The sequence below is a fragment of the Streptomyces sp. NRRL B-24085 genome (genome assembly GCF_001282115.1).
In the GTDB taxonomy this organism is placed as follows: Bacteria; Actinomycetota; Actinomycetes; order Streptomycetales; family Streptomycetaceae; genus Streptomyces.
Genome location: NZ_LJBR01000082.1, coordinates 36507 through 48956 on the forward strand (window position 1 = coordinate 36507; position 12450 = coordinate 48956).

Here is a 12450-nt window from a genome sequence, read left to right on the forward strand (position 1 = left end):
CAAGATCGGTCACTTGACGGCGCCCGCCGTCAGCCCGGCGACGAGATAGCGCTGGAGCAGCAGGAACCCTGCGACCACGGGGACGCTGACGACCAGCGAGGCGGCCATGATCTGGTTCCAGTACACGTTGTTGAGCGTGGAGTAGCCCTGGAGTCCGACGGCGAGGGTGCGGGTGGTGTCGTTGGTCATCACCGACGCGAAGAGCACCTCGCCCCAGGCGGTCATGAAGGCGTAGACGGCGACCGCGACGATCCCGGGGATCGCGGCCGGGACCACGACCCGGAAGAGCGCCCCGAACGGCCCGCAGCCGTCCACCAGCGCGGCCTCGTCCAGATCGCGCGGCACCGAGTCGAAGTACCCGATCAGCATCCAGATGGAGAACGGCAGGGAGAAGGTCAGGTACGTCAGGATCAGCCCGCCGCGCGAGCCGAACAGGGCGATGCCGGTGGCGTTGCCGATGTTGACGTAGATCAGGAAGAGGGGCAGCAGGAAGAGGATGCCCGGGAACATCTGCGTGGACAGCACGGTGACCGTGAAGACGCGCTTGCCGCGGAACTCGTAGCGGCTGACGGCGTACGCGGCGAACACCGCGATCACCACCGAGCAGACGGTCGCCGCGCCCGCCACCACCAGCGAGTTCACGAAGTACCGCGCGAGCGGGATCGTGGACCAGATGTCGATGTACGGCCGGATGGTCACCTCGCTCGGCAGCCAGTGGAACTGGCCCGTGACGTCGGCGAGCGGCTTCAGCGAGCTGGAGACCATGACGTACACCGGCAGCAGGACGAAGCCGGTGAGCAGGGTGAGGAAGATCCGCCGGGACCAGAAGAACGAACGCGGCGGTGCCATCGGCGAGTTGGTGCTAGCCATGGGCCGGCTTCCTTCCCCGGGAGGTCAGCAGGAGGTACACGCCCGTCACCACGAGCAGGAACAGCAGCAGGAGCACGGACATGGCGGAGCCGGTGCCGAAGTTCCAGGTGACGAAGGACGCCTGGTAGATGTGGACCGAGATGAGGTCCGCGGCTTCCGGGGCCGACTTGCCGAACAGGACGAACGGCGTGTTGAAGTCGTTGAACGTCCACAGGAACAGCACCAGCAGCAGCACCTGGTTGACGGGCCGCAGGGACGGCAGCGTGATCCGCCGGATCTGCTGCCACATCCCGGCGCCGTCCAGGGCGGCCGCCTCGTACAGCTCGCCGGGGATGTTCTGGAGTCCGGCCATGACGATGAGGAAGGCGAACGGCCAGCCCTTCCACACCGAGACGGTCAGCAGGGCCCAGAAGCTGTTGTCGCCGATGAGCCAGAAGGACGGCTTGTCGGTGAGGTGGAGCTGGTCGTGCAGGACGTGGTTCACCAGGCCGTTGTCGTGCTGGAACATGAACACCCAGGTGATGACGGCCGCGTAGACCGGCAGGGCGTACGGGATGAGGAACAGCGCCCGCAGCAGGCCCCGGCCGCGGAAGTTGTCCTGGAGGTAGACGGCCGCCGCCGTGCCGATCAGCCAGCACAGGCCGACCGACAGCAGCGTGAAGGCCACGGTGACGAGGAACGAGTGCAGCAGCGCCTCGCCGACCGGGGCGTCGAAGTCCACCGACACCTTGTAGTTGTCGAGGCCGGACCAGGGCGCGGCGCCCCAGTCGCGGATGTAGAACTGGGTGAGCTCCTTGAAGCTCATCACGATGCCGATCACCATCGGCACCAGGTGGACCAGGAGTTCGAGGAGCAGGGCCGGCAGCAGGAGCAGGTACGGCAGCCCGATGCGGCGGATCCTTCCGGGGCGGCGGCGGGGATTCGGATGCGCCGCCCCGGAAGGGGTCTCGCCCACGGCGGCCTCTGCGGGCGCGGTGGTGGTCATCGTGCTCACTTCGTCGGCATCTGCTGCTGGGCCTTCTCCAGTGCCGCCTTCACCGACTCGGTGGTGACCGCGCGTCCGGCGGCCGCGTCGGCGAACAGGTCCTTGACGGCGGTTCCCACGGCCGTCTCGAACTGCGACTCGTCGGCGACCTGCGGCAGGGCGGCGGCGCTGGTGGCGAGGGTGTCCTTGAGGACCTTGTTGGGGCCCGTGCTGAACGTGGTGTCCTCCTGCACGGTCTTGACCGGCGGGATGGAGCTGTAGGCGGTGTTGAGGATCTTCTGCTCGGCGTCGCTGGTCATGAACTTCACGAACTTCTTGGCACCGTCGATGTTGTCGGTGTTCTTGAAGACGGCCAGGTTGATGCCCATGACGGCCGAGTTGACCTGGGTGCCGGTGCCCGGGGTGCCGGACTGCACGGGCACGGGCGCGATGCCGTACTTGTCCTCGCTCATGCCCTGGGACTTGAGGTTGGCGGAGGCGGACTGCCACAGCAGCATGGCCTGGTTGCCCTTGGCGAAGTCGCTGACCGACTGGTTCTGGGCGTACTCGGCGTCGCCGGTCGGGATGACCTTGTCCTTGGCCATCAGGTCGACGTACTGCTTGACCGCGGCCACCACGTTGTCGTTGGTGAAGTCGGGCTTGCCGTCGGGGGTGAAGAAGTCGCCGCCGTGCTGCTTGGCGAAGACGAAGACGTGGTGGATGTTCTCGGAGAGGTTCGCGCCCTCGGCGCCGAGCGCGGACTTGCCCTTGGCCTGGATCTTCTTGCCGTCGGCGACCAGTTCGTCCCAGGTGGCCGGGGGCTTGGTGATGCCGGCGTCGGCGAAGATCTCCTTGTTGTAGTAGAGGGCGTAGGACATCGAGTAGAGCGGGACCGCGGCCGGGTCCTTGCCCTCGGCGCCGGTGGAGCCGAGCGCGGAGTCGACGAAGCGGTCCTTGCCGCCGATCGCGGCGAAGTTCTTCGCGTCCCAGGGCAGCAGCGCGCCGGTGGCCTGGAGGGAGGCGCTCCAGGTGTTGCCGATGTTGAGGACGTCGGGGCCCTGCCCGGAGGTGGTCGCGGTGAGGATCCGGTTGAGCAGGTCGGACCAGGGCACGACCTCGACCTTGACCTTGATGCCGGTCTGCTTCTCGAACTTGTCGAGTTCGGGCTGGAGCACCTTCTTGTCGACCTCGATGCTGGCGCCCTGGTTGGAGGCCCAGTAGGTCAGGGTCTTCGGCGAGTCGTTGGACCCGCCGCTCGTCGACGAGCCGCCGCCACAGGCGGTCACGAGAGTCATGAGGGAAACGGTGACCGCACCGGCGGCCGCGGCTCGGGTTCTGCGCATGGCTCTGGCGTCCCTTCCAGGGAAACCCCGGTGCGTTCGCTTCTCGAACACCACCCCGGAGTTAATTTATGGCGTGATTTAAGACGCGAAGGAAAGTCGCGTCAAGAGTCGGCGCGAGGGTATCTTGCAGGTCGAGGCGGCGTCGGAAGGGAACCACATGGCGGGGCGGAGCGGGCGGACGGTGCGTGACCTGCGACGGGGCAACCGAACCGCCGTACTGCAACGGTTGTATTTCGACGGCCCCATGAGCCGCTACGAACTGGCCCCCGCCACCGGCCTGAGCGGCGGCTCGATCAGCAACGTGGTCGCCGAACTCGTCGAGGACGGTCTGGTCGAGGAGGCCGGCACCGTCGAGTCCGACGGCGGCCGCCCCCGCACCCTGCTGCGCGTCGCCCCCGCCGGCGGCCACATGATCGGCGTCGACGTCGGCGAGACCCGCGTCCGCGTCGAGCTCTTCGACCTCGCCCTCACCGAACTCGCCCGCACCGAACGGCCCCTGGAGCACCACGGCTACGACGTCGAGGCCGTCGTCGGCCACATCCGCGACGGCATCACCGAGGTCCTCGCCGACACGGACGTCACCCCGGAACAGCTCCTGGGCGTCGGCATCGGAGTCCCCGGCATCGTGGCCCGCACCCCGGGCGAGGGCGCGGTGGTGCACGGCCAGACGATCGGCTGGGACACCGTGCCGCTGGAGTCCCTGCTGCGTTCGGCCTGTGAACTCCCCGGCTCGGTGCCGTACTTCATCGACAACGGCGCCCGCACCCTGGGCCAGGCCGAGCTGTGGTTCGGGGCCGGCCGGGGCTCCCGGAACGCGGTCGTCGTCCTCTTCGGCTCGGGCATCGGCGCCTGCCTGGTCACCGAGGAGGTGGAGTACGGCCGCGCCCTGGAGTGGGGCCACGTGACCGTGCGGGTCAGAGGGCGCCGCTGCCGCTGCGGCGCCCAGGGCTGCCTGGAGGCGTACGCGGGTGCGGGGGCGCTCGTCGACCGCTGGCGGGAGGCGGGCGGTCACCCGCCGGAGGGCGCCGACGAGGAGACCGCGCTGGCGGCGCTGCTCGCCGCCGCCCACCCGGAGGGGGACGCCGAGGCCGAGCCGGTGGCCGTCGCCGTCCTGGAGGAGACCGCCGAGTACGTCGGCGCCGGCCTGTCCGACCTGGTCAACCTCTTCCAGCCCGAGCGCATCCTCATCGGCGGCTGGGCGGGCCTCCAGCTCGGCCGCCACTTCCTGCCCGCCGTACGCCGGTACGCCGACGCGTACGCGCTGCGCCACCCCGCCGAACGCGTCTCCATCGACGTCGGCCGGCTGGGCCCGGACGCGGTCACGGTCGGCGCGGCGAGCCTTCCCCTCGCCGACTTCTTCGCCCAGGGCGGCCGCCGGCCCACCCCCGACCGCGAACACGAGGCCGCGAACGGCTGACCCGCGCCGGAGACGCGCACCCGGCGCCCGGCGCGGTGAACGCCACCGTGCCCGCGGGGCCGGCCCCGGTCAGACCACCGGGTCGAGGAACGTCAGCACGGAGGCGTCCTCCTCGATCAGCGGAGCCAGCGCGGCGTTGAACGGGCCGCCGTACGGGGCCTTCAGGTGCGCCTGGAAGGCGTCCTCGTCCCGGTAGACCTCGAAGATCCAGAAGGCACGCGGGTGGGACGCCTTGGTGTAGACGTCGAAGACGAGGTTGCCCTCCTCCGCACGCACCTTGCCGGCGTACTCCACGATCATGCGCGCGACCTCGTCCTGGGCTCCCTCACGGGCGGTGAACTCGGCGAGCAGGGTCTTCTTCACGGTTCGTGTCCTTGTCAGTCGCGGTAGGAGCCGAGGTGCCGGACCCGGGCCCGGTCCAGTCTCACCGAGCCGTTCTCGGCGAAGACCCGCACTCCCCGGCTGTCGGGGTGGGGGAAGACCAGGTCGGTGATCACGGCCTCACCGTTCCCGCCGAAGACCTCGACGGAGGACCGGTCGACCAGGATCCGCAGCCTGACCTTGCCGTCGACGGCCTTGAGCGGAGCCCGTTGCACGCCGGGGAAGGCGCTGCTGAAGTCCGTGGCGCCGGAGCGGGTGCGGTCGACGTACAGCTCCTGGGTCGTGGTGTCGTAGCCGACGACCGTCTCCTCTCCGCCGGTGCCGGTGCGCACCCGGAGGCCGAAGCGGTCGGCGTCCCGGAGGGAGAAGGCGGCCTCGATGTCGAGCTCCGCGCCCTGCGCCTGCGGGCCGATCAGCGGCTGCGAGGTGCTGGTGACGGTGACGCCGGACGCCGTCGCCGCGTCCCCGACGCGCAGGGACGCCAGGCCGGCCACCGGTTCACTGGTCAGCCGGACCCGGCCGTCCACGGTACGCAGCGCCATCCGGCGCGGAACGCTCTGCGCGCCGCGCCAGGGAGAGGTCGGGACGGAGCCGCCGTACTCCCAGTCGCTCATCCAGCCGATCATGTACCGCCCGCCGCCCGGCACGTTCTCCCAGGACACGGCCGCGTAGTAGTCCTTGCCGTAGTCGGCCCAGTCGGCGCGCTGCACGACCGACCTGGCGGGAGCGGCCGCGGTGGTGAACCGGTCGGCCAGGATGTGGCCCCAGCCGCCGGTGTTGTTGTCGACGATCTGGATCCGCGCCTGCCGGCCCGCGTAGGGGCGCAGGTCGAAGGAGGCCCAGTCCAGGGTCTCGCTGTCGGAACCGGTGGCGCTGCGCACGACCTCGCCGTCCACGAGCAGGTTGACGGAGGTCTCCCGGGAGACGGGCGCGGCCCGGGTGTCGGACAGCACGACGTGGTCGACGTTCAGGTGGCCCCAGCCGCCGGTGTTGTCGTCGACGATCCGGATCCGCGCCTTCTTCCCGGCGAGGTCGCGCACGTCCCAGGAGGCCCAGTTCAACGCCTCGGCGTCGCTTCCGGTGGCGCTGCGCACGACCTGGCCGTCGACGAGGAGTTCCAGCGCGGTCGGGTGGTCCGAGCCGGCCGGGTGGTTGCCGCCGCCGACGAGGAAGTCGACGTAGTCACGGTCGAGGGTGAACTCGGGCGAGGTGAGGGTGCCGGTGGTGGCGTCGCCGTTCAGGAAGGTGTTGACCAGGCCGCCGCCCAGCTGGCCGGTGACCTCCTGCTGGCCGGGCAGGGTGCCGGTGGCCGGTTCCGTGCCGAAGGCGTCGCCGGTCGCCGTCCAGCCGCCGTAGGTGCCGCCCTCGAAGTCGGCGAGGACCGTCCCCTCGGGCGGGGCCCCGCGTTCCGGTACGGTCCCGTCCTGGTGCGGGTGGTTGCCGCCGCCGACCTTGAAGTTCAGGTACGGGGTCGCCACCGTGAAGGGCTCGGAGGTGAGGGTGCCGGTGGCGGAGTCCCCGCCGTGGAAGCTGTTGGCGAGGCCCTTGCCGTCGTAGCCGGTGACAGCCGACTGTCCCTCCAGCGCGCCGGGCGCCGGGGCCTCGCCGAACGCCGTCCCGGTGGTCGTCCACGGGTCGAGGCCGGTGCCCTCGAAGTCCTGGACCACCGTGCCGGCGGGCGGGGTGTAGGAGCCCTTGTCGTCGGCGGTGAACTTCCGGCCGTCGAAGTCGCCCACGAAGTACTGGGCGCCCGAACCACCGGTGATCCCCCCGGGGTTGATGTTGACGACCAGGACCCACTTGATCTTCTTCGGGTCCCCGTCGACCGCGAGCGGGAACAGGTCGGGGCACTCCCACACCCCGCCGGTCGCGCCCGCCGGGCCGAACTCGCTGAGCAGGTCCCAGTCCTTGAGGTTCCTGGACGAGTAGAACCGCACCTTGTGCTCGGCGGACAGCGACACCGTCATCAGCCAGCTCCTGGTGGGCGCGTACCACTGCACCTTCGGGTCGCGGAAGTCCTTCGAGCCGATGTCGAGGACGGGATTTCCCTGGTACTTGGTCCAGGTACGGCCGCGGTCGGTGCTGTAGGCGAGCGCCTGGGCCTGGGTGCCCGTGCTCTTGTCGAGGCTGGTGTAGACCGCCACCATCGCCGGGTCCTTCTTCGTGCCGAACCCGGTGGTGTTGTCCTTGTCGACGACCGCGCTGCCGGAGAACACCATCTCCTTGTCGTCGTGCGACAGGGCGAGCGGCAGCTCCTTCCAGTGCACGAGGTCCTTGCTGACCGCGTGCCCCCAGGACATGTCTCCCCAGGAGTCGCCGTTCGGGTTGTACTGGTAGAAGAGGTGGTACTCGCCCTTGAAGTACACGAGCCCGTTGGGGTCGTTCATCCAGTTCCGCTGCGGGGTGTAGTGGAACCCGGGGCGGTAGGTCTCGGTGTACGGCGGGGTGTCGGCGGCGACCGCCCGCGGGGCGAGCGGGGTCGCGGACAGGGCGCAGACGGTCGCCGCAGCAGCGATCATCCGGGTGCGGGCATGCCGGGATACACGTCCAGAAGTCATGGGTCTCCCGTACTGGTGACGTGCCTGGGACCGGCACCGTCCTCCGCGGCCCACCGGTCGGAGGTGTCATCGTTGACTCATGTCATCGTTGACACCGAGGGCCGATGATGAACGCAAGGCGTACGGCTCGTCAACGGTCGTGCCGCGACCACTTCTGCCCGGCCCGTGCCTCCGTCACGCGCCACCGACGGCCGCGCGCTGCCCCGGGCCGCCCCGCCACGGCGGGTCGGGACGGAAACGGGCACGGACCGGGCGGCCGCCACCGGCGTTGCGGACTTGTGACGGACGCGGGGCATTGACGTCTCAGGGAGACGGGGTCATCATCCTCGGCAGTGTCAACGATGACATAAGTCAACGATGACACCCAGGGACGGCATGCTCCGATGCCGCCGCTCGCCCGCAATCCCGCTGGAGTCGTCCATGTCTCGCACCCCTCGACTGCCTTCCTCCCTGCTCAGAGTCGCCGCCTGCGCCTCGGTCGGGGCCCTCGCCCTGACGGCCTGCGGCTCCGGTTCCGGATCGGACTCCGTCGGCGCCGGTTCGGGCAGCGTCAAGGTCGGGCTGATCACCAAGACCGACACCAACCCGTTCTTCGTGAAGATGAAGGAGGGCGCGGAGAAGGCCGCCAAGAAGGACGGCGTCCAGCTCATGACCGCGGCGGGCAAGTTCGACGGGGACAACGCCGGTCAGGTCACCGCCATCGAGAACATGGTGGCCGCCGGGGTGAAGGGCATCCTGATCACCCCGAGCGACTCCAAGGCGATCGTGCCCGCGATAGCCAAGGCCAAGGCCAAGGGCGTGCTGGTCATCGCCCTGGACACGCCGACCGAGCCGGAGAGCGCGGTCGACGCCCTGTTCGCCACCGACAACCTCAAGGCCGGCGAGCTGATCGGCGAGTACGCCAAGGCCGCCATGAAGGGCAAGAAGGCCAGGATCGCCGCCCTCGACCTCGCCCCCGGCGTCTCCGTCGGCGTCCAGCGGCACAACGGGTTCCTCAAGGGCTTCGGCGCCACCGAGAAGGACGTGGCGTGCGCCCAGGACACCGGCGGCGACCAGGCCAAGGGCCAGACCGCCATGGAGAACTGCCTCCAGAAGGAGCCCGGCATCAACCTCGTCTACACCATCAACGAGCCGGCCGCGCTCGGCGCGTACACCGCGCTGAAGGCCAAGGGCCGCGAGAAGGACGTCCTGATCGTCTCCGTCGACGGCGGCTGCACCGGCACCCAGGCCGTCAAGGACGGCAAGATCGCGGCCACTTCGCAGCAGTACCCGCTGAAGATGGCCGCCGAGGGGGTCAACGCCGTGGTGACGTACGCCAAGGGCGGCAAGAAGGTGTCCGGGTACACCGACACCGGCGTCACCCTGATCACCGACAAGGCCCAGCCGGGCATCGACTCCAAGGACACCGCCTTCGGTCTGGAGAACTGCTGGGGCTGAGCCCCGCCCCGGGCTCCCTACGACCTCGCCCCGCCCTTGAGCGGGGCGGCCGGTCCCGCTCCTCCCCGACCCGGGGACGGCCGCCCCCTTGTCCTCCCACCAGGACTTCTGTCTTCCGACAAGGACTTCGCATGACCGCCACGTCCACGCCCCCGAGCACCTCCTCGCCGTACGCCGAGCTCAAGGCGCCGACCACGGCCCGCAGGCTGCTCACGGCACCGACCACGGGCCCGCTGGTCGCCCTTCTGCTCGCCTGTGTCTTCTTCGCCGTCTCGACCGACCAGTTCCTCACCGGCGGGAACTTCTCGCTGATCGTGCAGCAGGTCATGGTCGTCGGCACCCTCGCCATCGGCCAGACCCTGATCATCCTCACCGCGGGCATCGACCTGTCGTGCGGGGCGGTGATGGCGTTCGGCAGCATCGTGATCGCCAAGATGGCCGCCGAGGGCTCGCTGCCGCCGCTTCTCGCCATCGCGCTGGGACTGGCCGTCTGCGGCGGATTCGGGCTGCTGAACGGGCTGTTGGTGCAGAAGATCCCGCTGCCGCCGTTCATCGTCACGCTCGGCATGCTCAACGTGGCGTTCGCGCTGACCCACATCTACTCCGAGGAGCAGACGGTCACCAACCTGCCGGGCCCGCTGACGGCCCTCGGGCAGACCTTCCCGATGGGCCACACCGACATCACCTACGGCTCCCTCGTGACCATCGGCCTGTTCCTGCTGCTCGCCTACGCACTGAGCAGCACCGGCTGGGGCCGGCACGTCTACGCCCTGGGCAACAGCCAGGAGGCCGCGCGGCTCAACGGCATCCGCACCTCCCGGCTGACCATCGGCGTCTACACCGTCGCCGGTCTCCTCTACGGCGTCGCCGCCCTGCTGCTCATCTCCCGCACCGGAGTGGGCGACCCGCAGGCGGGCCAGACCGACAACCTCGACAGCATCACCGCCGTCGTCCTCGGCGGCACCAGCCTCTTCGGCGGCCGCGGCTCGGTGCTCGGCACCTTCATCGGCGTCCTCATCGTCGGCGTCTTCCGCAACGGGCTCCAGCTGATGGGCGTCGCCTCCATCTACCAGACCCTGATCACCGGTGTGCTGGTGATCCTCGCGGTGACCGTCGACCAGATCTCCCGGAAGAAGGCCCGATGAGCGCCCTCGCCTCCCCCACCCCCGTCCTCCAGGCCCGCGGTCTCGTCAAGCGCTACGGCCAGGTCACCGCCATCGACGGCGCCGACTTCGACCTGCTGCCCGGTGAGGTGCTCGCCGTCATCGGCGACAACGGCGCCGGCAAGACCAGCCTCATCAAGGCCCTCACCGGTGCGGTGACACCGGACGCGGGCGAGATCCGGCTCAACGGCGAGCCCATCACCTTCTCCGGCCCGCAGAGCGCCCGCGCCCACGGCATCGAGACGGTCTACCAGGACCTGGCCGTGGCCGCCTCCATGGACATCGCCTCGAACATGTTCCTCGGACGGGAGCTGCGGCGCCCCGGTGTCCTCGGGAGCGTGTTCCGGATGCTCGACAAGAAAAGGATGCGGCAGGAGGCCGCCGAGCACATGGCCGACCTGAAGATCGGCCTGCGGTCGCTGACCCAGGCGGTCGAGACGCTCTCCGGCGGACAGCGGCAGGCCGTGGCGGTCGCCCGTTCCGTCGCCTGGGCGCGCAGCGTCGTCGTGATGGACGAGCCCACCGCCGCGCTCGGCGTCAAGGAGTCCGGACAGGTCCTCGACCTCATCCGCCGGGTCCGGGACAAGGGCATGCCGGTCGTCCTGATCAGCCACAACATGCCGCACGTCTTCGAGATCGCGGACCGGATCCACGTGCACCGGCTGGGCCGGCGGGCCGCCCTGATCAAGCCCTCCGACTACTCCATGGCGGAGGTCGTCGCCATCATGACCGGCGCGCTCACCGTCGACGAGGCCGGAGGTACTGTCGTAGCGGATTCCGAGGCCGCGAAGGCCGCGGGCGTCCAGGCCACCTGACCACAGCACTCGACACTCGACGGCGTCCGGCCGAGGCCGCGGCCGGAACCGACGAGCACAGGAGACGGTTTCCTCCATGGCAGCGAACCGCCGCCCGACCCTGGCCGACGTCGCCCGCGAAGTGGGCGTCAGCGCCAAGACGGTCTCCCGCGTTCTCAACGAGGACGGACCCGCGTCGGCCGAGACCAGGGAACAGGTGCTCGCCGCCGTGGCCAAGCTCGGCTTCCAGCCGAACCTCATGGCCCGCAACATCCGCGTCGGCGGGCCCGACACCACGATCGGTCTGGTCATCCCCGACCTGGGCAACCCGTTCTTCGGGGCGGTGGCCCGCAGCATCGAGGACACGGTCCGCGACCGCGGACTGACCCTGCTCATGGGCTCTTCGGCGGACGAACCGGACCGTGAACGGGCCCTGACGGACAAGTTCCTGGCCCGCCGCGTCAGCATCCTGCTGGTCGTGCCGTCCGTCGGCGCCGACCACTCCCACCTCAAGACCCACCGTGCCACGGGGCTGCCCGTCGTCTTCCTCGACCGCCCCGGAGTGGGCCTGGCCGCCGACAGCGTGGTCAGCTCCAACCGCACCGGCGCGCACGACGGTGTCGCCCACCTGATCGCCCACGGCCACCGGCGCATCGGCTTCGTCGGCGACCTGCCGGTCAAGCTCTACACCCGGCGTGAGCGCCTGGCCGGGTACCGCGAGGCCCTCGACCGGGCCGGCCTGCCGTACGACCGTTCCCTGGTCGCCAACGCCCATGACCAGCAGGGGGCTTCGGCCGCGACCTCCCGACTCCTCGCCCTGGCCGATCCCCCCACCGCCCTGTTCGCCGGCAACAACATCGTCGCCCTGGGCATAGTCGCCGAACTCGCCCGCAGCAGGCGCAAGGACGTCGCCGTCGTCTCCTTCGACGACGTCCCGCTCGCCGAGGCGCTCGAACCGGCCCTGACCGTCGTCGCCCAGGACCCCGAGGAGATCGGCAGGACAGCGGCGACCACGGCCCTGTCCCGCCTCGACGGCGACCGCACCCGGGCCCGGACCATCACGGTCCCGACCCGCCTGATCGTACGAGGCTCGGGCGAGCGGCCCGCCCCGGTGCTGCAACGGGCCTGACCTGACGGCCGCGCGGGCGGGGCGGACGGGACCCGCCCCGGAGGCCGACCGAACCCGGAAGCGAACCCGCCGCGGGTTTCCATGACGCGCGACCCACCCGGGTCCCGCCGAAGCCAATGTTGTGCACTTTATTGACGACGGTCATCAGACAGCCTAATTTCACGGTGTCCTTCCCCCGCTCAAGGGAGACCGCGATGCCCCCGTCCCCCGCCCCGTCCGACCGCACCCGCCAACTCCGCCGGGTCGCCCTCTCCGGCCTGCTCGGCACCGCCGTCGAGTTCTACGACTTCCTCGTCTACGGCACCGTCGCAGCCCTCGTCTTCGGCGAACTGTTCTTCCCCGGCGCCGACCCCGCCGTCGGCACGATCGCCGCGTTCGGCACCTTCGCCGCCGG

Annotated in this window: 10 protein-coding genes and 1 pseudogene; 6 read left to right on the forward strand and 5 right to left on the reverse strand. The window is 70.1% G+C overall.

The features are described from left to right. Window positions 1–9: 9 nt before the first annotated feature. The 3 genes from AOJ26_RS12090 to AOJ26_RS12100 are packed head-to-tail and all read right to left on the reverse strand — an operon-like array spanning window position 10 to window position 3177. Entirely contained in the window at window positions 10–849 is an 840-nt protein-coding gene (locus tag AOJ26_RS12090; protein WP_053848248.1) for a carbohydrate ABC transporter permease, read from the reverse strand. A gap of 13 nt (window positions 850–862) precedes the next feature. Next, window positions 863–1855: a carbohydrate ABC transporter permease gene (locus AOJ26_RS12095; protein WP_053848261.1), complete on the reverse strand. Its 993-nt coding sequence runs from the start codon at window positions 1853–1855 to the stop codon at window positions 863–865. A 5-nt stretch (window positions 1856–1860) separates the two neighbouring features. Then, a complete protein-coding gene (locus AOJ26_RS12100; RefSeq protein ID WP_053848249.1) occupies window positions 1861–3177 on the reverse strand; it encodes an ABC transporter substrate-binding protein in 1317 nt (438 codons plus the stop codon). A gap of 157 nt (window positions 3178–3334) precedes the next feature. Between AOJ26_RS12100 and AOJ26_RS12105 the strand changes: the two genes are divergently transcribed. Continuing rightward, entirely contained in the window at window positions 3335–4594 is a 1260-nt protein-coding gene (locus tag AOJ26_RS12105) for an ROK family transcriptional regulator (RefSeq protein ID WP_053848262.1), read from the forward strand. A gap of 69 nt (window positions 4595–4663) precedes the next feature. Here AOJ26_RS12105 and AOJ26_RS12110 read toward each other — a convergent pair whose 3' ends face one another. Further along, entirely contained in the window at window positions 4664–4957 is a 294-nt protein-coding gene (locus AOJ26_RS12110) for a putative quinol monooxygenase (RefSeq protein WP_053848250.1), read from the reverse strand. A 14-nt stretch (window positions 4958–4971) separates the two neighbouring features. Then, entirely contained in the window at window positions 4972–7533 is a 2562-nt protein-coding gene (locus AOJ26_RS12115; RefSeq protein ID WP_053848251.1) for a GH32 C-terminal domain-containing protein, read from the reverse strand. Between the two features lie 420 nt (window positions 7534–7953). Here AOJ26_RS12115 and AOJ26_RS12120 point away from each other — a divergent pair, with 420 nt between their 5' ends. The 5 genes and pseudogenes from AOJ26_RS12120 to AOJ26_RS12140 all read left to right on the forward strand — a co-directional run. Further along, entirely contained in the window at window positions 7954–8970 is a 1017-nt protein-coding gene (locus AOJ26_RS12120; protein WP_053848252.1) for a sugar ABC transporter substrate-binding protein, read from the forward strand. A 131-nt stretch (window positions 8971–9101) separates the two neighbouring features. Next, entirely contained in the window at window positions 9102–10115 is a 1014-nt protein-coding gene (locus tag AOJ26_RS12125) for an ABC transporter permease (RefSeq protein ID WP_053848253.1), read from the forward strand. Beyond that, window positions 10112–10948 carry an ATP-binding cassette domain-containing protein gene (locus AOJ26_RS12130; protein WP_053848254.1) on the forward strand — a complete coding sequence of 279 codons (837 nt, stop codon included), beginning with the start codon at window positions 10112–10114 and terminating at the stop codon, window positions 10946–10948. The genes AOJ26_RS12125 and AOJ26_RS12130 overlap by 4 nt, the downstream gene beginning before the upstream one ends. A 76-nt stretch (window positions 10949–11024) precedes the next feature. After that, a complete protein-coding gene (locus tag AOJ26_RS12135) occupies window positions 11025–12056 on the forward strand; it encodes a LacI family DNA-binding transcriptional regulator (protein ID WP_053848255.1) in 1032 nt (343 codons plus the stop codon). 194 nt (window positions 12057–12250) lie between these two features. Continuing rightward, window positions 12251–12450, forward strand: a pseudogene (locus AOJ26_RS12140) (MFS transporter); the annotation flags it as partial.